Source organism: Neorhizobium galegae (genome assembly GCF_017877055.1).
GTDB classification, from domain to species: domain Bacteria; phylum Pseudomonadota; class Alphaproteobacteria; order Rhizobiales; family Rhizobiaceae; genus Neorhizobium; species Neorhizobium galegae_D.
The window spans coordinates 1,387,576-1,410,742 of record NZ_JAGIPG010000001.1; the positions used below are offsets into that span (position 1 = coordinate 1,387,576).

The following is a 23,167-nucleotide window of genomic DNA, read 5'->3' on the forward strand; positions in this document are numbered from 1 at the left end:
GAGGTTAGGGACGTGAGGTCAGGACATCACGTCAGGAGGTCGAACCGACCACGCCCTCGACCAGGTAACCCATGCTTTCGAGCTCGATCGCATCCTCGGCAAAGGCGGTGCTGGCGGTGACGACGACATTGCCCTTGTTGTCCTTGATCGGGCCCTTGAAGACCGAGAACTTGCCGGACATGATCTCGGCAAGCGTCGCCTCGAACTTCTTGCGGCCTTCGGCGGAAACGGCCGGGCCGAGCGGGCTCATCTTGACGAAGCCGTCCTTCAGGCCGCCGCGCACGAAATTGCCGAGCTTGCCGCCACTCTGGGCCGTCTTGATGAAATTGGTGTAGACGTTGCCCCAGGCCCATTCGGCGCCGGTCAGGTACTTGTCCTTGGCGAGCGCACTCTGGTTGGCGTGGTAACCGCAGACGAAGGCGCCGCGGCCGGCGGCCGTCTCGACCACGACTTTCGGGCTGTCCACATGGCAGGTGATGACGTCGGCGCCCTGGTCGATCAGCGCGTTGGTGGCTTCGGCCTCCTTGACGGCGAGCGACCATTCGCCGGTGAAGATCACCTGGCAGGTGATGGTCGGATCGACTGAACGGGCGCCGAGGAGGAAGGAATTGATGTTCTGCACGACCTGCGGGATGGGCTTGGCTGCGACGAAGCCGATCTTCTTGCTCTTGGTGGCGTAACCGGCGGCAATGCCGTTCAGATACTGGCCCTGGCCGATATAGCCGAAATAGGAGCCGGTATTGGCTGGATGCTTGCCCTCGGTCCACAGGCCGCCGCAATGGCGGAACTGGATTTTCGGATATTTGGCAGCCATGGCCAGCATATGGGGGTCGAAGTAACCGAAGGAGGTCGGGAAGAGCAGGGTGGCGCCGTCGAGATTGATCATCGATTCCATGGTCTTCTGGACATCGACGGTTTCCGGGACGTTTTCCTCTTCGACCAGCGTGATGCCCGGCATCTTCTTGATGACGGCCGCACCCTCGGCATGCGCCTGGTTGTAACCATAGTCGTCCTTGGGGCCGACATAGATGAAGCCGACGGTGAGCGCCGTCTGGGCCATGGCCTGCGAGCCGAACAGGCCCGGCACGGTGCCGGCGGCCAGGCCGGCAGCGGAAGCCTGGAGGAAGTTACGGCGGTTCATGGGAAGGAGTTTGGTCATCGGAATGCTCCTTGCGGCGCTGGGCCGGTTTCGAACGGGTACAGGAAAGTGCATGCAATGTGTGTGCCAGGCTTCAAGCTGTTGTTATTGCGTTCGAATTTTTACAGGCGGAAAAGCGAGGATAAAAAGTGCATACAGATTCATCGCATCTTCGCTTAATAAATAATCAGTCATTATGATTTGTTCAGCAATCTCGCATGCGGAGCAATACGGCAATTGACGGTGGGATTTTCCGGCGTCAGAAAGCTGAAAACTATTAATGTCTTGCCGGCGTCATTTGACTTATCGAATCCGGAACGGCATCTGTATGCAGGTTGCGAGTGTGAGTAGAATCGTCCCGTGAAGCAGGTCAGGCGCAGAGAAGTCATCCGTACCGGAACCACCGTCGAACAGATGGTGCGCGCCATCGCCGACATGATCGTCACGGGAGCCATACTGCCGGGGGAGAAGCTCGACGAGATCACGCTCGCCTCGCGCTTCGAAGTGTCCCGCACACCGGTGCGCGAGGCCCTGCGCGAGCTCGGTGCCATGGGCCTTGTCGGGCGCGAGCCGAACCGCAGCGCCGTCGTCACTAACGTGACCGGGACCTATCTGCATTCGATGTTCGAGGCGATGGCCGAGCTCGAAGGCATTTGCGCCCGGTTATCGGCGGAGCGGATGACGGTCGATGAACGGCGGGCGCTGGAACTCGAACATCGCAGTTCGATGCGGCTCGTGCATGCCGGTGCCGAAGAAGATTATGCGGCGCACAATACCGAATTCCACACAAGGCTTTATCGCGGCGCCCATAACGACCACGTCTTCGAGATGGTGACGCAGACGCGGGCGCGGCTTGCCCCTTTCCGCCGCGCACAGTTCCGCCTGCCGGGGCGCCTTGCGAAATCCTATGAGGAGCACGACCAGATCGTCACCGCGATCATCCGCGCCGATGCGGTTGCTGCGGGGCAGGCGGCCTATTCGCATGTGGCGATCGTCAGCGACGCCAGCGCGGTGTTCGCGGCTGCCGGAGAATAGTCGGCCGGTCGATGCCACGACCTCCTTCCAGACAGCACTTTTGGCCGCTCGGATGAAAAATCCGGCGGTTCCGTTTTGCGGGAATGGGGCAGGCGGGGTATTTTGGGTATTGGGTATTCAGGCTTTCCGCCCGCCCCGGCCGTTTTCTGCGCTTTCCGGGGATTTCCGAGCCCCCTTCCAACGCTTCCTCGACCGTCACCGGAAACCGGACCTTGCGAGCCGGATGATGCGGCCGGTTCGCGAACCCGGTTTCCCATCCGATGACGAGAGGATTATGCGGGCGGTTGCGGGAGGCGGGGACGGATGGGGAAGGGAATGCGGCTAAGTGTTTGAAGCTGGACGAAGAATTTTTTGTGAGTGCTGAAAGCGTCCCCGTTTTGACGGGGAGAAGGACATATGCCGCGGCGTTTTCCGCCCCTCGAAGTTCGAGCGAGGCACGTCCCCTCGCCCCGCTTGCGGGGAGAGGGTTAGGGTGAGGGGCAAACCGGTAGGCGAAGGTCTCGCGCTCTAAGGGAATCAGGCGAGCCTTACTTCGACCGCGCCGAAACATACACCTGCGGCTCGTAGGTAAAATCCTTGTCGAAGGGATAGGTCGGCTTCAGTTTGCGGTGGCGTTCCAGGCGTTCGACGAACTGGTCCACCACACCCGGCGACAGGGCCATCAGGTTCGGATTGGCGATCGGCGCCAGTTCCGGCGAGAGATAACCGGACTTCACGACAATGATCTTTGCGCCGTTCGGGTCGAGGCCGAGGCGGGTGAAATCGGCGATGTAGTGATAGGGGCGGCGCTTGGCCGAGAGGACCAGTTCGATGCCGTCGATGGCGACCACGGCCTGCCGGTCGGCAAGGTCGGACGTTTCGTGGAGGAACTGGACCGTGACCCTGGCCTTGACCGGCTTGCTGCCGATCGTGTCGAGCGAGGCGCCGATCGTGAGGTCGAGTTCCGCTCCGACGCCGGCCGCGTAGCAGGCCTCGGTCGCCGCCTTGTCGGCGATGCCGGCGAAGACGACGCCGGTCGCCTTCTTCTCAATCAGGTCGGCCAGCACCTCGGCGCGGTCGCCGACGCCGCCGCCGGTCGGGTTGTCGCCGGATTCGGCGAGCACGACCGGACCGGTCTTCGAGGTGATCGCCTTGTCGACGCATTCCTGGATCGAGCCGGTCTCGCAGCCGAACACGAATTTTTCACGCGCATCCCAATAGGCCTTGGCGACGCGTTTGGCTTCCCGCTCAAGGACGGCGCGGTCGGTGCCGGTCATGATCGCGGCGGCGGTGCCGCGCGGCTCGTCGGCCCAGACGTAACCGACCATCAGCGAGGCATCCCAGACGCCGTCGATCGCGTCGATCTCCGGCATCATCTCGTAGAGGCTCTTGGCCGGCTCATCGACCGTCGAGGTGCGCTCGCCGGGCAGCACGACCGGGATCGGTGCCCAGAGCAGCACCGGCTTGACGCCGCTCTTCAGGCTTTCGACCAGCATTTTCACCGAGCGGCGCATGGTCTCCTCGACGTCGATATGCGGCGCGGTGCGGTAGGTGGAATACATGTCGAGCGCATCGATGATCCGCTGGCTGACATTGCCGTGCAGGTCGTAACTGGCCGAGACGGTGCAGTCGGGGCCGACCAGGTCGCGGGCGGCGGTGATCCAGTCGCCCTCGGCATCCTCCATGCCCTGCACATACATGGCGCCGTGCATGGCGAGATAGAGACCGTCGAGCGGCAGTAGCGGCTTCAGACGATCGAGGAATTCCGCCTTGAAGCGCTCGTAGGTCGAGCGGGAGACCGGGCCGCCGGCAATCGCGCGGCAGTGGATGGTCGGCAAAAACTCCGCGTCGTAATCCTTCAGGAAGGCGAAATAGGGGGCCGCGATCAGGTCCTCGCCGCGCACGATGCGGAAATCCTTCTCCTCGTTGAGAACGGGATTATAGGTGCTGCATTCGATATGGATGCCGCCGACAGCGATGCGCATGGGATACCTCAGTTTGTATTGGGGCCGATCAGGAAATTATGGGCTGCGATGCTGGCCGCGCCTCGCGCCCAGACATCGCCATCGACGCGCTTGATGCGGATCGGCGTCTGGCCGGCGTAGCGCGGCAGCACGTTGGTTTCGATCGCCTGGTTGACCACCGTGCCGAACAGGCCGTCGAACGAGCCTTCGACATGGGTGATCAGGATCAGGCCGGGGTCGTTGATCTGGATGAGGTTGGCGATTGCCAATCCCAGTCCCGATCCGGCGCGGTGCAGGATGCGGATCGCGGCGGCATTGCCGGTCGAGGCCTCGTTCTCGATATCGGAAAGCGAGACGCATTCGAGCCCCTCGGCGCGCGACATCTCCTTGATGGCCTTCATCGAGGAGACCGTGTCGAGGCAGCCGCGCTTGCCGCAGCGGCAGGGCGAGCCACCCGGCTCGATGGTGCAATGGGCGATTTCGCCGGCGCCGCCGTGATTGCCGCGATAGAGCTTGCCGTCGATGAAATGGGCGCAGCCTATGCCGTCGCCGAGCGAGACCACGCTGAAACTCTGGATCTCGCGGGCGCTGCCGAACAGTTTTTCGCTGACGGCGACCGCCTTCGCGTCGTTCTCGATGAAAGTCTCGATGCCGGTACGCTCGCGGATGATTTTTGCGAGCGGCACGTCCTGCCAGTTGAGAAGGGTGGACTGGACGCAGTTCGATTGGGTCTCATCGACGAAGCCAGAGAGGGCGACGCCGATTCCCGAGAGTTTTTCCTTCGCTGACGGATGGGCTTCGAGCAGGCTCGGCAGTCCCTCGGTGATCGCCTCGGCGATGACCTGCGGATCGCGCGACAGCGGCATCGACTGGCGGGCGATGATCTTGCCGTTGAGGTCGCAAAGGATCATCGGCGCCGGGTCTTCGAGCAGCGAGATGCCGACGAAGAAGGCGCATTCCGGATGCAGGTCGAGCCGGACCGAGGGCCGGCCCTGGCCATAGACCGTCTCGGTTTCGTGCAGCACGCCGAGGTCGATCAGGTCGCGGGCAATGCCGCTCATCGCCGCCTTGCTCAGGCCCAGCAGGTTCGCCATCTCGGTCCGGCTGAGCGGACCGGACTCGCTGATGACGCGCACGAGCTGGCGCTGGGAGGAGGTGAGCAAGGCGTTCAAAGGCGGCCGTTTTCGGTTTGTGAATGTGGCTTGACACTAAGTTCAGAAAATGAACAAATCAACGCCAATAAATTATAAAAATGATCTAAGGCGGCAACGTCCGCCCTCATGTCAACAAAACCAAGGGTGAACAACCATGACCATGTTCCTGAAAAGCCGTCATTTTGCGCTGGCCTGCGCGGTTGCCGGCAGCCTCGTGTTTCCGGTTGCGGCGAGCGCCGCGACGCTCAACGTGATGCAGACCGAAGCGCCGCGCTCCATGGACCCGGGCGACCAGACTGCGACCTATACCGCAGCCCTGCTCGACCCGATGTATGAAGGCCTGGTCAAGCGCGATCCCGACCTGTCGCTGAAGCCCGCGCTCGCCACCGAATGGTCGGCAGACGCTTCCGGTCTCGTCTGGACCTTCAAGCTGCGTCCGGGCGTCAAGTTCCATGACGGCACGGCGTTCGATGCCGATGCCGTGGTCAAGAATTTCACCCGTCACCTCGATACCAAGCGCGGCCTTGCCGCCAGCGGCCGGTTGCGCACCTTCCTCGAAGGCGTCACCACCGTCGATCCGATGACCGTTCAGTTCAAACTGAAGACCCAATATCCGGCCTTCATCGCGCTTTTGACGACCGGCCCCTGCCTGATGGTCAGCCCGACTGCCGATGCGGCCGGCACGGTCGGCTCCAAGGCCGTCGGCACCGGCCCCTACAAGCTGCAGGAATACAAGTCCGGCGAATACGTGATCCAGGCTAAGAATACCGACTGGTGGGGCGGCGCGCCGAAGGGCGAGGACCAGATCAAGTGGACCTGGACGGCCGAGCCTTCGGTGATGAACATGGCGCTGCAGACCGGTGACGCCGACGTCATCAACCCGTTCCCGGCTGCGTTTGCCGCGCAGGTCAAGGCGAACCCGGAGATGAAGCTCTCGACGACCGATGGTTCGGCCGTCTTCTGGGTATCGCTCAACACCAAGCTGAAGCCGCTCGACGACGTACGCGTCCGCCAGGCGCTGAACTATGCGACCGACCGCGACGGCATCGTCAAGGCGTTCATGAACGGTTATGCGACGCCGGCCAACTCGCCGCTCGCGCCCGTGACCCCCGGTTACGACAAGACGCTCAATCCCTATCCGTACAATGTCGAGAAGGCCAAGCAGCTCCTGAAGGAAGCCGGTTATCCGGACGGGTTCTCCATGTCGACTATCGTGCAGGAGCAGGAATCGCGGATCGGCGAACTGCTGCAGGCGATGTGGGCAAAGGCCGGCGTCAAGCTCGAGGTGCGCAAGATGGAAGGCGGCGTTTGGTCGAAGGCGGCCTTCCAGGATCCGGCCGGCAAGGAGAAGGACAATATCGGCTCGTCGATTGCCTCCTGGTCTTCGGGCGTCAACGGCGCTGACCTGCAGTTCCGCCCGCTCTACTACACGAAGAGCGCGTCGCCCGCCGGCGCGAACCTCGGCTTCTTCTCCGATGCCAAGCTGGATGAATTGATCGACAAGGCCGCTTCGACGCTCGACGAAAAGGCGCGCAACGCGATCTATGTCGACGCCCAGAGACAAGTGAACGAGCAGGCTCCGCATGTTCTGCTCTATACCAAGCAGGACCTGTTTGCGACGCGCGCCAGCGTGAAGGGCACCTGGGTGATCCCCGGCGGCCTGATCGTCGTCAAGGACGCCAAGAAGCAGTAGGATCGTGAAACGACGGCGGGTGGAGAAATCCGCCCGCCGTTTCCTTTTTCAGTGAATAGGCCCCGTCCGGGGCCTCGAGAGACAGCAGGCGGATGAAAGCCTATATCACCAAGAAATTGCTGGCCCTGCCGCTGATCCTGATCGGCGTGTCGCTGCTGGTCTTCGTGGCGATCCGCGCGCTGCCGGGCGATCCGGCGCGGCTGATGGCCGGACCCGAGGCTACGCAAGAGGCCGTCGACAACATGACCGTGCGGCTTGGCCTCGACCGCAGCCTGCCGGCGCAATACGCTTCCTTCGCTTATGGCGCGGTGAGGGGCGATCTCGGTATTTCGATCAAATCCAAGCTGCCGGTCGTCGATGAGATCGCCGAGCGCCTGCCGTTCACCATCGGGCTTGCGATCACCGCCTACCTGATTGCCATCGGCATCGGCGTTCCGGCCGGCATGATCGCAGCGATCTACCGGCATGGCTGGCCCGACCAGATCGTGATGATCCTTGCGATTGCCGGCGCCTCGATCGCCAATTTCTGGCTGGCGCTGATGGCGATGAATACGTTTTCCGTGCAGCTCGGCTGGCTGCCGCTGCTTGGCGCCGCATCCTGGAAGAGCTTCATCCTGCCGTCGATCACGCTGGCCGTACTGCCGACCGCGGTCATCGCCCGCATGACGCGTTCCAGCATGATCGAGGTGATGAGCCAGGATTATATCCGCACGGCTTACGCCAAGGGCGTCCTGCCGAGGAACATCTACTGGAGCCATGCGCTGCGCAATGCGCTGCTGCCGATCATCACCATCGTGGGCTTGAATTTCGGCAGCCTGATGGGGGGCGCTGTCGTGACCGAATCCGTCTTCAACTGGCCGGGCATCGGACGTTTCCTCGTCGATGCGGTGCGTTACCGCGACTATCCCGTCATCCAGGGCGTGACCCTCGTCGCCGTCACCGGCGTCGTCGTCATCAATTTCCTGGCGGAAATGCTGATCGCCTTCCTCAACCCGAAGATAAGGTTCGACTGATGGCATCCGTTGACACCGATATCGCGTTGCGCCGGCCTGCGGTCTACCGGGGACTGCGCTGGATGGCGACCCATCGCAGCATCACCATCGGTGGCTTCCTGATCGGCATCATCGTGCTCGCCGCGATCTTCGCGCCGCTGATCGCGCCGGCCGATCCCTATGTCCAGGACCTGCTGGCGATCATGGAGCCGCCGTCGCTGGTGCATCCGTTCGGCACCGACGACAACGGCCGCGATATCTTTGCCCGCGTCATTTTTGGAGCGCGCATTTCCTTGGCCGAGGTGGTTCTGGCCGTCGGGTTGGCGGTGCTTGTCGGGGTGCCGCTCGGCATCCTGTCGGGCATGAGCGGCCGGTATGTCGACCAGGCGATCATGTGGACGATGGATATCCTGTTTGCCTTTCCGGGCATCGTGCTTGCGATCCTGATCGTCAGCGTGCTCGGCACCAGCCTGATCAATCTCCTGATCGCCATTGCCATTTTCTCCGTGCCGGTCTACGCCCGGCTCAGCCGAAACCTGACGCTTGGCCTGAAGAGCATGGACTATGTCGAAGCTGCCATCTCGCTCGGCATTTCGCGCCGCCGCATCATGAGCCATTACATCCTGCGCAACGCGATCGGGCCGATCATCGTGCAGTCGACGCTGACCGCCGGCACGGTCATCCTGTCGGCCGCAAGCCTGTCGTTCCTCGGCCTCGGCGCCCAGCCGCCGCTTCCCGAATGGGGCGCGATGATGAGCGACGGCCGCAACTATCTCGGCCTCAATATCTGGATGTCGCTGTTTCCCGGCCTTGCGATCATGATCACCGTGCTCGGCTTCAACATCCTCGGCGACGGTCTTCGCGACCTTCTGGATCCGCGCAAATGAGCACCGGCTCCACACCCCGCACGTCAGGCCAGCCAGCAATTGGCAGCGCTGCGCCGGCAAAGCCGGTCTTCTGCGTCGATATCGGCGGGTCGTTCATGAAATTCGCGGTCTCGCCGGCGCCGGGCGCGCTGGTGCCGCTCGAAAAGGTGGCGACGCCGGCCGCGGACTGGCACGAGCTTGGCGCCTCGCTTTCGGCGCTGATCGTGCGCAATGCGCATGCGGGGGATCCGGCTTCGCCGTTGGCGCTGTCGATCGCCGGTCTCATCGATCCCAGAAACGGCATCGCCACCTCGGCGAATATTCCCTGCATCACCGGACGGCGGATCGGCGACGAGCTTTCGGCGATCCTGGGGCGGCCGGTACTGGCTGCCAATGACGCGGACTGCCTGACCCTTGCCGAAGCCAACGAGGGCGCCGGGCGCGGCCATTCGGTTGTCTTCTGCGCCATCATGGGCACCGGCATCGGCGGCGGGCTGGCGATCGACGGGCGGCTGGTGCGCGGGGCGGGCGGGGTCACCGGCGAGTGGGGTCATGGCCCGATCCTCAACACGACAGTCGTGCTGAACGGCGAGACGCTCCATATTCCGCGCTTCTCCTGCGGCTGCGGCCAGTCCGGTTGCGTCGACACGATCGGCGGGGCGCGCGGTATCGAGCGGCTGCATCATTTCCTGCATGGCTGCGAGGAAACGAGCTACCGGATCCTCGAAGACTGGCAGGCGGACGAGGCGAGGGCGGCAAGGACTGTCGGCGCCTATCTCGAACTCCTCGCCGATCCGCTGGCGCTGTCGGTGAATGTCACCGGCGCTTCGATCGTGCCGGTCGGCGGCGGGCTCGCCTCGGTCACGCCACTCATCGACGCGCTCGACCGGGCGGTGCGCAAGCGTATCCTCAACCGGTTCGATCACCAGCTGGTGACGCCTGCGCTTCGGCAGGAGGATGGCGGGCTGGTCGGCGCCGCCGTGCTCGGCCATCAGAGCGCCGTTTAGGGTTGCCAAGAGGCGGCCAAGGTTTACGTGAGTGCCGGTCATCAAGGAGATTGATCCTGTCCATCCTGCTCGAAGTCTGCGTCGATAGTCCCGAAGGTCTGGCGGCCGCCATCGCCGGCGGCGCAAATCGGATCGAACTCTGCGCCGCACTCGATGTCGGCGGGCTGACGCCTCCGCCGGGCATGATCGCGCTTGCCTCCAAGGCGCCGATCCCGGTTTATGCGATCATCCGGCCGCGCGCCGGCAGCTTCGTTTTCGACGCCGGCAACGAGGCCGCTATGATGGCCGATATCGACGCGGTGCGCGCGGCAGGCCTCGCAGGCGTCGTGATCGGCGCGAGCCGTCCGGACATGGCGCTCGACATGCCCTTGCTGAAGCGGCTGATGGCGCAATCACAAGGCCTCGGCGTGACGCTTCACCGCGCCTTCGATCTGGTGCCGGATCCGCTTGAAGCCCTGGAACAGGCGATCGATCTCGGCGTCGAGCGTGTCCTGACGTCCGGCCTCAAGGTCAATGGGCCGGATGGGATCGAGATGTTGAAGGTGCTGGTCGAGCGGGCAGGGGGCAGGATGTCGATCATGCCCGGCGGCGGCATCAACCTCTCGACCGTCGAACGCGTGGTTCGGGAAACCGGCGTGCACGAGGTACACAGTTCTTGCCGTCGGCCGATCGAAGGCAGGGATGAGCGCGCCGTTGCCTTCGGTTTCCAGGCACCTGTTTCCCACGAGACGAGCGGCGAGATCGTTGGGCAGATGCGCGGTCTGCTCGATGAGCTGGGGGCTGCGCGGGGCTGACGCTTCGGCATCTGCCGATCATCAGGCACGACTTTGCGGCAGGCTGTCCGGGGGAGGACGACCTGCCGCTCAGCAGTTAGGGAGGATGTTATGAAATCGAGGAGGTATGCACTTGCTTGGTCTACGGACGACCGCCGTTCGTCCGCTCATGCACTGCTAGGCACTGTCATTCACTGTCATGCGCAGAGGCTGCGGAGTGCTTCGTGCTTTTTGATCTCGATGCAACGAATGCTCCGCAGTTTGATAAGGCCGGCCGAGCGGAGTTTTGCGAAAACGCGCGACACCGTTTCGATCGTCAGGCCTAAATAGTCGGCTATATCCAGCCGGGTCATGGGTATGTCGAAATGTTCGAGCCCGCCCTGGCGTTCCGCCATGTCGACGAGGAAGCCGGCGATCCGTTCCACCGCCGTCTGGCGGCCGATCATCATGATATGTTCCTGGGCGCGCAGCATGCCGCGCAGCGCCAGCGAGAGCAGTTCCGGCAGGGCCTGGTCATTGGCGGTGCGGTTGATGGCCCGCAAGCCTGTCGGAGCGATGGCTTCGGCGAAGAAGCTGTGGGTCCGGTCAGCCTCGAACCCGAAAGTTTCCCCGGCCAGGTGGAAGGCGATGACCTGCCTGCGTCCGTCCGACAACAGGCGGTGGATCCGCACGGCACCGAATTCGACGTGATAGAAAGTTCCTGCCTTGTCGCCAGGGGCGTAGATTTCGGCACCGGCATTGAAGGTCGTCACAGAATTGGCCCGGAAGAGACCCGCTGTCTGGGGGGCGATCACGATCTGGCTCTTGGTGAGCTCCAACTTCGTGGCATGAGCGGCTGCGGTGTGCATGTTCACGTCTCCCCTTGCTGTAGGTTCAAGATGACAGAAGACGTGCAGGAGAAAAATTGGGTTGTATCACTAGGGGGATGTACGTAGGGCAGGCGGGAGGACAGCTTCGAAGCGGCTCAGGCCGTGAGCGCAAGGTTTTTGACGAGACCCAGAAGATCGGCGCCGTTGAACGGCTTGGCGAGGCTCAGGATCGGGCCGAGCGCGCCTTCGATGGGGGGAGACATGCCGTCGGTGAGCAGGATCACTGCCTGGCTCGACTGGAGCAGGCGCTGCAGGATATCGCTCGAGGAGCGCAGGACCTGGTCGTCGATGATCATGCAAAGCGTCGGACCGAGGATGACGGTGTTCTTGCGCCAGGATTCATGGGCCTCGACGCGGTAGCCCTCCACCTCGAGTGCGAATGTCAACGACTGCCTGAGACCGAGATCGGGCGCGATGACGACTATGTTTCTCGCTTGTGATAACACCAAACTTCCCGCGCGGGTGGGGCAGCCGGAGAGCCGCTCAAGTCAGACATCTAGAGCCTGCGTCGGGGGCAGCGCTTTGCGATAGATCAAGAAATTCCAATAAATTTTCCCGCCTTCAATTGGGACCGAAACCGGCGGCTATCGCCATGCGAACGAGTTGCGGCAGGCTTTTCGCCTTCATCTTGGCCATGACGTTGGCGCGATGCACCTCGACGGTGCGAGGGCTGATGTCGAGATCGTAGGCGATCGACTTGTTCGGCAGACCGGCAACCACGGCCGCCAGCACCTGCCTCTCCCGCTCGCTCAGGCTTTCAAGCCGCGTCTCGACCTCGGCCAGGTCCTCCGTGTCGATCATTTTGTCCGACAGCAGCTGGGCAGCCCGCTGGATGGCTTCGATGATGACGGTGTCGCCGAACGGTTTTTCGATGAAGTCGATGGCGCCTGCCTTCATCGCCTCCACCGCCATCGGCACGTCGCCGTGGCCGGTGATGACGATCGAGGGAATACCAGTCCGGCTGGTGGTCAGCTTGCGGATCAGTTCGACGCCGGTCATGTCCGGCATCCTGAGGTCGGTGACCAGGACGCCGTTTCGCACGCTCGGCGCGAACTGCAGGAAGGACGAGGCGGTTTCGTGCATGCGCACGGCAAAGCCGTTCATGGTCAGCATGAAGGCAAGGGACTTTCTGACCGGCTCCTCGTCGTCGACGATATGGATCGTATAGTCACCCGTCTGCATTTTCGCGTTCCTCCTTGTCGATCGGGAGTGTGAAACGGAACGTCGCTCCTCCGGCCGCATTGCGCGTCACCGTCATCTCGCCGCCGTGCGCTTCGACGATGCGCTTGGAAATCGAAAGCCCGATCCCCATGCCGCCGGCCTTGGTGGTGACGAAGGGTTTGAAAAGCTGCTCGGCGATCTCTTCGGGGATGCCGGTACCGGTATCCTGGACGATCACCTGGATCATGTCTTCGTCTTCCTGCAGGGTACGGATGACCAGTTCCCGCCGCTGGCAGTCGCGCATCGCCTCGATGGCGTTGCGCATCAGGTTGGTGAGCACCTGCTGGACCTGGATGCGGTCGACGGTGACCATCTCCGGTCCCTGCGCGAATTCGAAAATCGCTCGGACACCTTTTTCGCGCGAACCGACCAGCGCCAAGGCACCGGCTTCTTCGACCAGGCGGCGGATGTTTTCCGGCGCCTTTTCCGTCTCGCCCTTGGTGACGAATTCCCGCAGGTGCTTGATGATCTGGCCTGCCCTGAGCGACTGATGCGCCGTTTCTTCCAGCGCCTCGCGCATGCGCACTGCGACGGCCTCGTCCATGTCGCGCAGAAGGCGTGCGCAGCCATGCACATAGTTGGCGATCGCCGAGAGCGGCTGGTTCAATTCGTGGGCGAGGGTGGACGCCATTTCACCCATTTCATTGAGGCGGGCGAGCCGGGCGAGCTCTCCCTGGATCTCCTGCAGGCGTGCGGCTGATTCCTCGCGCTCGGTCAGGTCGCGCACGAAGCCGGTGAAGAAGGTTTCTCCGCCGGTATGGGTCTCGCCGACAGCAAGCTTCATCGGGAAGGTCGAGCCATCCTTGCGTCGCCCGACGACCACGCGGTCCATGCCGATGATCCGCTTCTCGCCGGTCCTCAGATACCTTTCCATATAACCGTCGTGTTCGCGGTGGTAAGGTTCCGGCATCAGCATGCGCAGGTTCTGGCCGACGACCTCATCCTCGCTGTAGCCGAACTGGCGGATTGCGGCGGCGTTGAAGGAGACGATCGTCCCGTCCCTTGTGCTGACGATGCTGGCATCGAGAACGGTGTCGAGGACGGAGCGAAGATGGGCTTCGCGGGAATCAGCCTTCGCCTGGGCTTTTCCGATCGCCTTGCGGGCGGAGTGGAGGATTTCGCCGAGCAACGCGATCACCACGCCGACGATGCCGATCATGGCCATTTCCGAAAAATGCGCCCCGCGCGGCGTCAATTCCTTGATGACGTAGGCTGCCAGGACGGAAAGGGCCACTGCGAAAAGCGAGGCCCGCATGCCACCGATAAGGGCGGCAACCAGGATCGGCGGAATGAAGAACGTGAAAGGCGCCCTTTCGTCGAGGACACCATGCAGCGAAATGCGCAGCCCGAACGCGATCAGCACGGCGACGGTCGCAATGACATAGACCTCGGCGGATGAAAACCGACGGCTCAAGAAAGACTGAATATAGTCATCCTTCTTATCGGCGAACGTTTTGGAAGCCATGATGCTTACCCGAAGCCGATCGTCTGCAGGAGGAACCCCATTCCTTTGTGCATCTGAAACCTGACTGCCTGTCCCTGAATTCGTTCTAGCATGAGCGCGGCTGCGGCGTCCAACGTCGGAACCGGTTGTAGCTTAAAAAGCATATACTTTTGCGCGTTTATTTATGCCGACGTGCGGCGCGGTGCCGGCACGAATGAAGCGGCGACGATGCGCCGCTTGCGCGAACCCCAGGGGCCAAGGGTTCACTGTTGCGGGATATTGGCCACCTTGACATAACCGGCCCAGGCCGCGACCTCCTTCTTGAGATATTCCTGGCCTTCTTCCGGCGTCGAGACGAAGACGTCGCCGCCCTGGTCGGTCACGAACTTCCTGACGTCTTCCTGACCGAGGACTTGCCGGGTCCAGCCATTGATCTTGTCGACGATATCCTTCGGGGTCGCCGAGGGGACCATCATCGCGAACCAGCCGACCTGGTCCATCGGATAACCGGCTTCCGTCATGGTCGGAACATCGGGAGCGCCCGGAATGCGCCTGGCGGAGCTGACGGCCAGCAGGCGGTAGCGGCCTTCGCGGAGCTGCGACAGAGAAAAAACCGGGTCCTGGGCGGCAAACGCCATGGCGCCGCTCATGATGTCGTTCATCGAATCGGCGCTGCTCTTGTAGGCGACTTCGACCGTTTCGAGACCGGCTTCCTGCTTGTAGATGGCGGCGAGCACCTTGCCGGATGTGTTGTTGATGGCGTAGCTGGCGTTCGAGCCTTCCTTCTTCAGGTATTCGGTCAGTTCCTTCATGGTCTTGATCGGGCTCGATACCGGAACGGCGATCATGTGCGGCTGCTTGTTGACCGTGGCTGCGACCTGCAGGTCCTTCACCACGTCGAAGGGCGGCGTCTTGAACATATGCATGTTGCCGGCAACGGCGCTGCCGGTGTGGAAGAAGATCGTATAGCCGTCCGGCTTGGAGCGCGTGACATACTGGCCGGCAATATTGCCGCCGGCGCCGGGCTTGTTCTCGACGATGATGGTGGCGCCTGAAACCTTGGCGATCTTTTCGGCGAAAAAGCGGACGATGACATCGGCACCGCTGCCTGCCGGGAACGCACAGATCATGCTGATGGTCTGGTTTGGATAATCGGCCTGCGCCGTGGCTGGCGAAAGACCGAAGGCGCTACCCGCAACGGCGACCGATGCGGCAAGCATGAAACGACGGGTGACAGTCTGCATGAATTTCCTCCCATGGATGACCAGGTCTCGCAATGTACGCCGGTCGGCCACACCTCCCCGATGCGACCTCATGCGATAATGTATAATTATATTTGATTTAATCAACTGTTCTGGATAGAAAACGTCCCACGCAGAAACGCGTTTTCGGGAGAGGAAGAATGACCGCCAATACGACAACTCAATCCGCCGCCGCGCTTGATCTCGATCGCTTCCGGTTGAAGAATTTCGTCGAGAGCCTGAGCGCCGACGAACTGGAGATCCGCGAGGACAAGGTTGATCTGGCCGATGTCGCGGCCATCCTGCAGAACAACCCGAAGGCCGTCTGGTTCAAGAATGCCGGTCCGGAAGGCCAGCAGCTGATCGGCAACGTGGTCGGCAGCCGTTCCCGTCTTGCAAAGGCTTTCGGCGTGCCCGCGGCCGATGTTGCGCGCGAGATGCGCCGCCGTCTGTCGCTGAAGCCGGAACTGGTGAAACTTTCCAGGGACGAGGCCCCCGCGCAACAGGTGGTGCTGACCGGCGCCGACGCCGATCTTCTCAAGCTGCCGGTGCACGTACAGCACGCGCTCGACGGCGCTCCCTATATTTCCGCAACGATCGACTACACGATCGATCCGAAGGACGGACGCTACAATTGCGGCATGCGCCGCTTGATGCTGCGCGGTCCGCAGGAAGCCGGCGTCGACCTGATCGCGCCGAGCGACCTGCGCGTCATGTACATGGCCGCGTCCGAGCGTGGCGAGCGACTGAACGTCGCCTACGTGGTCGGCTGCCACCCGATCGACATGGTTTCGGCGACCATGAAGGAGCCGGTCGACGAGCTGGAGCTGATTTCCTCGCTGCGCGCCGCGCCGCTGCCGGTCGTCAAGTGCGTGACGAACGACATCATGGTTCCGGCCGATGCGGAAATGGTCATCGAGGGCTATTTCGACGAACGCGGTTATGTGGAGAAGGAAGGGCCTTACGGCGAATATCTCGGCTATTACGGCGTCGTGAAGACCAATCCGGTCTTCCATGTCACCGCCATCACCCACCGCAAGGACGCACTCTTCCAGACCGCGACGATCAGCGGCAATCGCATGGACTTCACCGATACGTCCAATCTCGAGGCGCTGCGCATGGAGATGAACGTCTGGAAGACGCTCGGCGACGTCGTGCGCCAGCCGGTCGCCGTTTACGCGCCGGTTGCCGCCGGCGGTTCGATGAGCATGCGCTTCTCCATCCGCCAGACCTATCCGGGCGAGGCCCGTTCGGCGCTCTATGCGGTTCTCGGCGCCGTCGGTGTCAAGAACGTCTTCGTAGTCGATCCGGATATCGACATCTTCGACGACAGCCAGATGGAATGGGCGTTCGGTACCCGCTTCCAGGCGGACCGGGATCTGGTCATCGCGACCGGCGTTCGGCTGTCGCCGCTCGATCCGTCGCTTCACGGCGCCCGGTCCGGCGCCAAGGCCGGCTACGACCTGACCTGGCCGATGCAGCATGCTCAGAACTGGGAGCTCGTCACGCCGCAGGCTCCGACCTATCCCGGTGCGCGCTTCCCATCGCTCGAAGCGGCATTGAGGGATGGCGCCAAACATTTCGAGGAGTTGATGGCCGCCGTCGGCAGCCGCGATGGCCGCGAGGTCGTGCGCGAACTCGACACCTTCCGCTCCAAGGGGCTGGAGCGTGACGAGCGCGGCCGTTACTATCTTCCCCGATAGGATGATCCAATTCGGGACATTGTGCCTTGCCGAAGCAGCCTTCCGGGGGCAATTCCGGGAGGTTTTTCATTTTAAGTCGAAAAAGCTCTCTTCCATCCCGCTAAACGGGTGTTCCCCTTGCCAAACACCATTCATTTCTTGGGGGCGCCTCGTTATGCTTTCTCTAATGGATGGATTTCTATGGTAGCGGCACTACCGCCCTCCTCTGGAGCAGAGATGTCTTACGCCGACAGCATCGATATTGCGGAGCGCAGACGGCTTGACGCTCTGGCGAATTACCGCATCGCCGGCTCCGGGCCGGAAAATCGCTTCGATCGTATCTGCCGTTTTGCCTCCGAGCTTTTTTCCACGCGCATGGCTTTCGTGACGCTGATCGAAGAGGATCGGCAATGGTTCAAAGCCTGTTCTGGTCTCGATATCGAAGAGACCCACCGATCCGAATCCTTTTGTGACCACACGATCCGTACGGACGATGTTCTCGTGGTGTCCGACGCGCGCCTGGACGCTCGGTTCTCAAGCCTGCCGATCGTCACCGGCGAGCCATTCATCCGGTTTTATGCCGGCGCGCCGCTGATGTCGCCGGACGGTTTCCGGCTCGGAGCGCTGTGCATCGCCGACACGCAGGTGCGGGATAGTTTTTCCGAGCGGGAAAGGCGGGCGCTCGCGGGCCTTGCCGCCATGGTCATGGAGCATATGGAACTACGTCGCGAGGGTATACCGCAGGCGACGGCTGCCAACTTTGCGGATGCCACCGACCTTTCGCTGATTACCGTTGATCCCTCCGGCCGGGTCGAGTTCGTCAACCAGGCGGCGCTCGATATGTTCGGTTTCAGCCGGGAGGAGATGATCGGCGGCTCGCTCGACCTGATCGTGCCCGAACGCTTCCGCGCCGCTCACAATGCCGGTTTCGCGCGGGTGGCCGCGGGTGGCAGTTCCAAGCTCAAGGGCAAGACCGTCGAGATTTCGGCATGCCGCAAGGATGGCACGGAGTTTCCGGTCGAGATGGCGCTTTCGATCTGGCACGATCAGCGTGGCATCGGCGTGGGCACGATCATCAAGGACATATCCGAACGCCGCGATCGGGACGTTCGGCTCCTGAGGCTGGCAAGCCAGGATACGCTCACCGGCTTGTGCAATCGGCACCGTTTCGAAGACCTTCTGCGGGAGGAGCTGGCACGTAAACAACCGCTCGCCGTGCTGCTCTTCGACCTCGACGGATTCAAGGATGTCAACGATCGCCTGGGGCACGGCGTCGGCGATTCCCTGCTGCAGGCGATCGGTGTCAGATTGCCGGCCGTTCTCGACCGTAACGTCACGGTCTCCCGGTTCGGCGGCGACGAGTTTGCCATTCTCATTCCCGGAACCGGGGATCCCCTCGTCGCGCAGAAAACCGCAAATGCGGTCATCGAGGCTTTCAAGATACCGTTCGCGGTTGCCGGGCACACGTTCCGTGTCGGGGCGAGCGTCGGCTTTTCGCTTGCGCCGAACCATGGTTCCGATTCCGAGGAGCTCATCGCCAGTGCCGACTTCGCACTCTACCGTGCCAAGCAGGCCGGCGGTCGCGTCGTGCGCATGTTCGAACAGTCGATGCGCAGCGAGACCCTGGCAAGGCGAATGCTGCGGGACGAATTGCTGCGGGCGCTGAACAAGCGCGAGTTGGTGCTGCACTACCAGCCGCAGGTGACGCTCGACACCGGCGAAGTATTCGGCGTCGAGGCACTCATCCGCTGGCAGCATCCGGAGCGCGGGCTCCTGTCGCCGGCCGCTTTTCTCCCGGCCCTGGAGCAGAGTTCGATCGCGCTCGACGTGGGCTTCTGGGTGCTGGACGAGGCGGGTCGTCAGATGGCCGCCTGGAATGCGGCCGGCTATCCGCCGATCAAGATGGGCATCAACCTGTTTCCCGCACAGGTCCGGGCCGGCGATCTGGCGCGCAGCGTCGCCGACCTGATCGCCCGCTACGGGCTCGATCCGCAACTCCTGGAGATCGAGATCACCGAAACGGTGACGCTCAACGACGACGACCAGTCGCTCGAATCGATCCAGGCGCTGCGTGAACTCGGCGTCGGCATCGCCTTCGATGATTTCGGTACGGGCTACGCCTCGCTCGGTTCGCTGCAGCGCTATCCGCTGACGACGCTCAAGATCGACATGGGGTTCGTGCGCGATCTCCTGACCAAGCCGCGCGACGCGGCCATTACCCGGGCTCTGATCACGCTCAGCAGGGAGCTGGGGTTGAAGACGATTGCCGAAGGCATCGAGACCGAGGAGCAGGAGGCGGCGCTTCGCCTGATGGGCTGCGAGGCGGGGCAGGGCTATCGTTACGGCAAGGCGATGCCGGCCGACGAGGTCGCCCGGCTTTTCGTACAGCCGATCGAAACGCGGCTTATCCGAGCCAAGTAATTCGGCTTGGTGCCACACGAGGCGGTGCCGGAACCGGAAGCAAAATCGGGGTGTTAGATATCTTTTAGCGTATTGCGATAATCCCGTGGGAGATTTCCGGAACCCTCCCGATTTCAATTGTCAACAATCGCGGAAACCCTATAACCTGTGATGCATTGGCATCAAGGACGGCGCATGTTCAGACTGACGGAGCTTTCCGAAATCGATCTGAATCAGTTGTTTAATCTCTCGCCCAATCCCTATGTCATTCTCGACCGGGAATTGCGGCTTGTCGGGATGAACGACGCTTATCTGGCGGTGACGGGGCGTAGCCGCGACGAGCTTGTCGGCCGCAATATATTCGATGCGTTTCCGAGCGAACCGGATTCCGTTCCGGGCCGGCTGCTGCGCCAATCCTTCGCCAAGGTGCTCTCCACCGGTGAGGTGGATCACCTGCCGCTCGTCCCCTATCCGATCCAGGGTCCCGATGGAGAGCTTGAGGATCGTTATTGGAGCGCCACCCAGACGCCGATCAAGGACGAGACCGGCAAGCTCACCTTCATCCTGCAGCACACCGTGGATGTGACCGAACTTCACCTGCTGCGCAGCCGGTCGGCGGGCGACGCCGGCCTGCAGTTTCATACGGATCTGATGCGTCGGGCCGATGCCGTCCAGGGGCAGAATGTCGCGCTTGGCGAGGAGCGGGAATATCTGCGCATGCTGTTCGAGCAGGCGCCCGGCTTCATGGCGGTGCTGCGTGGCCCGGAGCATGTTTTCTCGATCGTCAACAGGTCCTACCGGACGATCGTCGGCCGCGAGGACCTGATCGGCAAGACCGTGCGCGAGGCTTTGCCGGATATTGCCGGCCAGGGCTTTTACGAACTGCTCGACGAGGTTTTCCGAACCGGCACGCCTTACAGCGCCTTTGGCGCGCGCGTCGTTCTGCAGCCCTCCGAAAGCGTTCAACCGGAAGAGCGGTTTCTGGATTTCGTCTATCAGCCGATCCGCGATCGCGATGGTGGAGTCAGCGGTATTTTCGTGCAGGGCCAGGACGTTACGGAGCTTCGCCGGGCGCAGGAGGCGGCCCGCGAAAACGAGGACCGTTTCCGGACGCTCGCCCAATCCCTGCCGACACATGTGTGGACGGCGACGCCGGATGGCCGGATGCAATGGTGCAACGACCAGATCTTCACCTATAGCGGCCTGGAGTCCTTCTATTTCGACAGTGAGCGGCGCTCCGAGATGCTGCATCCGGACGATTCCCCCCGGATTGCCGCCGCCTGGGTCGAGGCCTTGCGCACCGGAGACCGTCTGGAGACGGAAATCCGCCTTCGCCGCCACGACGGCGTCTATCGCTGGTTCATCAGCCGTGCTGTGCCGATCAAGAATGCCGAGGGCGAGATCACGCTCTGGGTTGCCACCAATACCGATATCGACGAGCAGAAGAAGACGGAATCGGAGCTTTCCAGCCTCGCCGAAACCCTCGGCCACCGCGTCGAGGAAAGAACGATCGAGCTCGAGCGGACGCAGGAAGTGCTTCGCCAGAGCCAGAAGATGGAGGCGATCGGCAATCTCGCCGGCGGCATCGCCCATGATTTCAACAATCTCCTGCAGGTGATTACCGGCAACCTTCAGCTTCTCGGCCGGGGCTTCGTGGGTGACGAAGTGGCCGAAAGACGATTGAACAGCGCGCTTGCGGGGGCGTCGCGCGGCGCCCGGCTCGCCTCGCAGCTTCTCGCCTTCGGCCGGCGTCAGCCGCTTTCGCCGAAGGTGGTCAATCTGAGCCGCCTGATCCGGGAGATGGATCATCTCTTGAGGCGCAGCCTCGGCGAAGCGATCGAGATCGACACGGTCGTCGGAAGCGGGCTGTGGAACACGCTGGTCGATCCGAGCAATGTCGAAAATGCACTCCTCAACCTTGCGATCAACGCACGCGATGCGATGAACGGGCAGGGCAAGTTGACGATCGAACTGGGCAACGCCTTCCTCGACGACGAATATGCGCGCCACATGTTCGACATCGAGGCCGGCCAATATGTGATGCTTGCGGTCACCGATACCGGTACGGGCATGACGGCTGACATTCTGGACAAGGTTTTCGATCCCTTCTTCACCACCAAGCCGGAAGGCAAGGGGACGGGGCTCGGCCTGTCGATGGTCTACGGTTTCGTCAAACAGTCGGGGGGCCATATCCGCATCTACAGCGAGCCGGGAAATGGCACCACCGTGAGGATATATCTTCCGCGATCGATGGAGGACGAGGATTTGGTCGTCGAAAATACCAGTGGCGCTGCCTTTGGCGGTCACGAGACGATCCTGGTCGTCGAAGACGACGAAGCGGTGCGGGAGATCACCGTCAGCCTGCTTGCCGAACTCGGCTACCGGGTCCTGCGGGCAAAGGATGCCGACAGTGGGCTTGCGATCGTCGAAAGCGGCGTGCCGATCGACTGCCTGTTCACCGACGTGGTGATGCCTGGGCGGCTGAAGAGCAGCGATCTCGCCAAGAGGGCCAAGGAACGGCTGCCGCATCTCGGCGTGTTGTTCACCTCGGGTTACACCGAAAATTCGATCGTCCATGGCGGGCGGCTCGACCCGGGCGTCAATCTGCTGAGCAAGCCTTATACGCGGGAGGCGCTCGCCCGGAAGATCCGCCAGGTGATCGATCAGAACCGGCAGGCTGTTCCGCCGCGCTTGCCGGAAAATCTTCCCGAGACGCCTCCCGTGAAACCTGCCGTCGAGCAACCATCAGCGCCGGATCCGGCGATTGCCGTTCTCCTGGTGGAAGACGAGGCGCTGATCCGCATCTCGACGGCGGATTTCCTCCAGGATTCCGGCATGGCCGTGATCGAGGCCGGATCGGCCGTCGAGGCGCTCGCAGCGGCCGGCAGCGATCCGATCGACATTCTCATCACGGATGTCCATCTGCCCGAAATGAGTGGATTGCAGCTTGCGTTGAAATTGCGCGAAACGCTGCCGGATCTGCCGGTGATCTTTGCGACCGGCGACCGCAACGTGCCGGGCTCGGAGGGGCTTGGCCAGACGGCGCTGATCACCAAGCCTTACGATTACGAGCTGCTGACGAGTTGTATCCGGGCGATGGTGACACCGCGTACGGTCGACTGAGCCGTTATCCTTCCTCGTGGGCTGAATCCGCTATTCATCTTCATGCCCCCGGCCACTTCGGTCTTGCGCAGCAGCCTGAGGATGACGATGCCGGCGCCGGTCGCTGCGATTGCCACGATCCACATGCCGAGGCCGACGCAGAGCCCGATCGCGCCGGACAGCCACATGCTGGCACCGGTGGTCAGGCCCTTCACGTCGCCCCGCATCTGGAAGACGACGCCGGCGGCGAGGAACGCGATGCCGGCGGTGACGGCCTCGATGAGGCGGATCGGGTCGATCTGGACCGTATTGGGCTGATTGCCGAATTCATGCATGACCTGCAGGCCGGCCAGCGTGAAGACGGCTGCGGCAAGACCGATCAGCATGTTGGTGCGCAGGCCGGCGGAATTGTTGCGCAACTCGCGTTCGAGGCCGATCAGGCCGCACAGAACAGCGGCGCCGATCAATCTCACCAGAAGCACCTCGATCGCAACGGGCGCCTGGTGCGAAAACTCTTCGGCAAGCGTGTTGAGCATGGTCGCGATATTCCGATGTCACAGTGACATGACATCGGAAACTGGCGCGGGCTTGGATGGTTCCGTCACCG

Annotated in this window: 18 protein-coding genes; 9 read left to right on the plus strand and 9 right to left on the minus strand. The window is 62.5% G+C overall.

What is annotated here, in order from left to right:
- Positions 1-31: 31 nt before the first annotated feature.
- Positions 32-1,159, minus strand: coding sequence for a BMP family ABC transporter substrate-binding protein (locus tag J2857_RS06485; protein ID WP_210009180.1), 1,128 nt, complete (start codon positions 1,157-1,159; stop codon positions 32-34).
- Positions 1,160-1,498: 339 nt separating this feature from the next.
- Between J2857_RS06485 and J2857_RS06490 the strand changes: the two genes are divergently transcribed.
- Positions 1,499-2,173, plus strand: a complete 675-nt coding sequence (locus J2857_RS06490) for a GntR family transcriptional regulator (protein ID WP_210009182.1) — start codon at positions 1,499-1,501, stop codon at positions 2,171-2,173.
- Between the two features lie 527 nt (positions 2,174-2,700).
- On the opposite strand, the gene J2857_RS06495 is transcribed toward J2857_RS06490, so the two are convergent.
- Positions 2,701-4,137, minus strand: a complete 1,437-nt coding sequence (locus tag J2857_RS06495) for a M81 family metallopeptidase (protein ID WP_210009184.1) — start codon at positions 4,135-4,137, stop codon at positions 2,701-2,703.
- Between the two features lie 8 nt (positions 4,138-4,145).
- Positions 4,146-5,288, minus strand: a complete 1,143-nt coding sequence (locus J2857_RS06500; protein ID WP_245363036.1) for an ROK family transcriptional regulator — start codon at positions 5,286-5,288, stop codon at positions 4,146-4,148.
- A gap of 136 nt (positions 5,289-5,424) precedes the next feature.
- Between J2857_RS06500 and J2857_RS06505 the strand changes: the two genes are divergently transcribed.
- The 5 genes from J2857_RS06505 (at position 5,425) to J2857_RS06525 (ending at position 10,622) form a co-directional block, all read left to right on the plus strand.
- The gene (locus J2857_RS06505) at positions 5,425-6,963 is read left to right on the plus strand and encodes an ABC transporter substrate-binding protein (protein ID WP_210009186.1); all 1,539 of its coding nucleotides are present in this window, start codon (positions 5,425-5,427) and stop codon (positions 6,961-6,963) included.
- A 92-nt stretch (positions 6,964-7,055) separates the two neighbouring features.
- Positions 7,056-7,976: an ABC transporter permease gene (locus tag J2857_RS06510; protein ID WP_210009188.1), complete on the plus strand. Its 921-nt coding sequence runs from the start codon at positions 7,056-7,058 to the stop codon at positions 7,974-7,976.
- Positions 7,976-8,842 (plus strand): ABC transporter permease, encoded by an 867-nt coding sequence (locus J2857_RS06515; RefSeq protein WP_210009190.1) that lies wholly within the window; start codon positions 7,976-7,978, stop codon positions 8,840-8,842. Before J2857_RS06510 ends, J2857_RS06515 begins: the two co-directional genes overlap by 1 nt.
- A complete protein-coding gene (locus J2857_RS06520) occupies positions 8,839-9,828 on the plus strand; it encodes an ROK family protein (protein ID WP_210009192.1) in 990 nt (329 codons plus the stop codon). The genes J2857_RS06515 and J2857_RS06520 overlap by 4 nt, the downstream gene beginning before the upstream one ends.
- 56 nt (positions 9,829-9,884) lie before the next feature.
- Entirely contained in the window at positions 9,885-10,622 is a 738-nt protein-coding gene (locus J2857_RS06525; RefSeq protein ID WP_210010066.1) for a copper homeostasis protein CutC, read from the plus strand.
- Between the two features lie 176 nt (positions 10,623-10,798).
- On the opposite strand, the gene J2857_RS06530 is transcribed toward J2857_RS06525, so the two are convergent.
- The 5 genes from J2857_RS06530 to J2857_RS06550 all read right to left on the minus strand — a co-directional run bounded on the left by J2857_RS06530 (position 10,799) and on the right by J2857_RS06550 (position 15,379).
- On the minus strand, positions 10,799-11,449 hold the full coding sequence (locus tag J2857_RS06530) for a helix-turn-helix domain-containing protein (RefSeq protein WP_210009194.1): 651 nt from the start codon (positions 11,447-11,449) through the stop codon (positions 10,799-10,801).
- A 116-nt stretch (positions 11,450-11,565) separates the two neighbouring features.
- Complete coding sequence (locus J2857_RS06535) at positions 11,566-11,916, minus strand: transcriptional regulator (RefSeq protein WP_210009195.1); 351 nt, start codon at positions 11,914-11,916, stop codon at positions 11,566-11,568.
- A 115-nt stretch (positions 11,917-12,031) separates the two neighbouring features.
- Positions 12,032-12,652 (minus strand): response regulator FixJ, encoded by a 621-nt coding sequence (fixJ, locus tag J2857_RS06540; protein WP_210009197.1) that lies wholly within the window; start codon positions 12,650-12,652, stop codon positions 12,032-12,034.
- Positions 12,639-14,156 carry a PAS domain-containing sensor histidine kinase gene (locus J2857_RS06545; RefSeq protein WP_210009199.1) on the minus strand — a complete coding sequence of 506 codons (1,518 nt, stop codon included), beginning with the start codon at positions 14,154-14,156 and terminating at the stop codon, positions 12,639-12,641. The genes fixJ and J2857_RS06545 overlap by 14 nt, the downstream gene beginning before the upstream one ends.
- 242 nt (positions 14,157-14,398) lie before the next feature.
- A complete protein-coding gene (locus tag J2857_RS06550) occupies positions 14,399-15,379 on the minus strand; it encodes a Bug family tripartite tricarboxylate transporter substrate binding protein (RefSeq protein WP_210009201.1) in 981 nt (326 codons plus the stop codon).
- 158 nt (positions 15,380-15,537) lie between these two features.
- Between J2857_RS06550 and J2857_RS06555 the strand changes: the two genes are divergently transcribed.
- The 3 genes from J2857_RS06555 (at position 15,538) to J2857_RS06565 (ending at position 22,581) form a co-directional block, all read left to right on the plus strand.
- Positions 15,538-17,079 carry a UbiD family decarboxylase gene (locus J2857_RS06555; RefSeq protein ID WP_210009203.1) on the plus strand — a complete coding sequence of 514 codons (1,542 nt, stop codon included), beginning with the start codon at positions 15,538-15,540 and terminating at the stop codon, positions 17,077-17,079.
- 216 nt (positions 17,080-17,295) lie between these two features.
- A complete protein-coding gene (locus tag J2857_RS06560; RefSeq protein ID WP_210009204.1) occupies positions 17,296-19,479 on the plus strand; it encodes a putative bifunctional diguanylate cyclase/phosphodiesterase in 2,184 nt (727 codons plus the stop codon).
- A gap of 174 nt (positions 19,480-19,653) precedes the next feature.
- Positions 19,654-22,581: a hybrid sensor histidine kinase/response regulator gene (locus J2857_RS06565; protein WP_210009205.1), complete on the plus strand. Its 2,928-nt coding sequence runs from the start codon at positions 19,654-19,656 to the stop codon at positions 22,579-22,581.
- On the opposite strand, the gene J2857_RS06570 is transcribed toward J2857_RS06565, so the two are convergent.
- On the minus strand, positions 22,524-23,096 hold the full coding sequence (locus J2857_RS06570) for an MgtC/SapB family protein (RefSeq protein WP_210009206.1): 573 nt from the start codon (positions 23,094-23,096) through the stop codon (positions 22,524-22,526). The genes J2857_RS06565 and J2857_RS06570 overlap by 58 nt on opposite strands.
- Positions 23,097-23,167: the final 71 nt, after the last annotated feature.

What these genes read in the sequence shown, in the direction of transcription:
- J2857_RS06560 (WP_210009204.1), top strand. Translation starts at nt 17,296, where the DNA reads ATGTCTTACGCCGACAGCATCGATATTGCGGAGCGCAGACGGCTTGAC.
- J2857_RS06570 (WP_210009206.1), bottom strand. Translation starts at nt 23,096, where the DNA reads ATGCTCAACACGCTTGCCGAAGAGTTTTCGCACCAGGCGCCCGTTGCG.
- J2857_RS06530 (WP_210009194.1), bottom strand. Translation starts at nt 11,449, where the DNA reads ATGCACACCGCAGCCGCTCATGCCACGAAGTTGGAGCTCACCAAGAGC.
- J2857_RS06555 (WP_210009203.1), top strand. Translation starts at nt 15,538, where the DNA reads ATGACCGCCAATACGACAACTCAATCCGCCGCCGCGCTTGATCTCGAT.
- J2857_RS06505 (WP_210009186.1), top strand. Translation starts at nt 5,425, where the DNA reads ATGACCATGTTCCTGAAAAGCCGTCATTTTGCGCTGGCCTGCGCGGTT.
- J2857_RS06565 (WP_210009205.1), top strand. Translation starts at nt 19,654, where the DNA reads ATGTTCAGACTGACGGAGCTTTCCGAAATCGATCTGAATCAGTTGTTT.
- J2857_RS06550 (WP_210009201.1), bottom strand. Translation starts at nt 15,379, where the DNA reads ATGCAGACTGTCACCCGTCGTTTCATGCTTGCCGCATCGGTCGCCGTT.
- J2857_RS06515 (WP_210009190.1), top strand. Translation starts at nt 7,976, where the DNA reads ATGGCATCCGTTGACACCGATATCGCGTTGCGCCGGCCTGCGGTCTAC.
- J2857_RS06510 (WP_210009188.1), top strand. Translation starts at nt 7,056, where the DNA reads ATGAAAGCCTATATCACCAAGAAATTGCTGGCCCTGCCGCTGATCCTG.
- J2857_RS06495 (WP_210009184.1), bottom strand. Translation starts at nt 4,137, where the DNA reads ATGCGCATCGCTGTCGGCGGCATCCATATCGAATGCAGCACCTATAAT.
- J2857_RS06520 (WP_210009192.1), top strand. Translation starts at nt 8,839, where the DNA reads ATGAGCACCGGCTCCACACCCCGCACGTCAGGCCAGCCAGCAATTGGC.
- fixJ (WP_210009197.1), bottom strand. Translation starts at nt 12,652, where the DNA reads ATGCAGACGGGTGACTATACGATCCATATCGTCGACGACGAGGAGCCG.
- J2857_RS06545 (WP_210009199.1), bottom strand. Translation starts at nt 14,156, where the DNA reads ATGGCTTCCAAAACGTTCGCCGATAAGAAGGATGACTATATTCAGTCT.
- J2857_RS06485 (WP_210009180.1), bottom strand. Translation starts at nt 1,159, where the DNA reads ATGACCAAACTCCTTCCCATGAACCGCCGTAACTTCCTCCAGGCTTCC.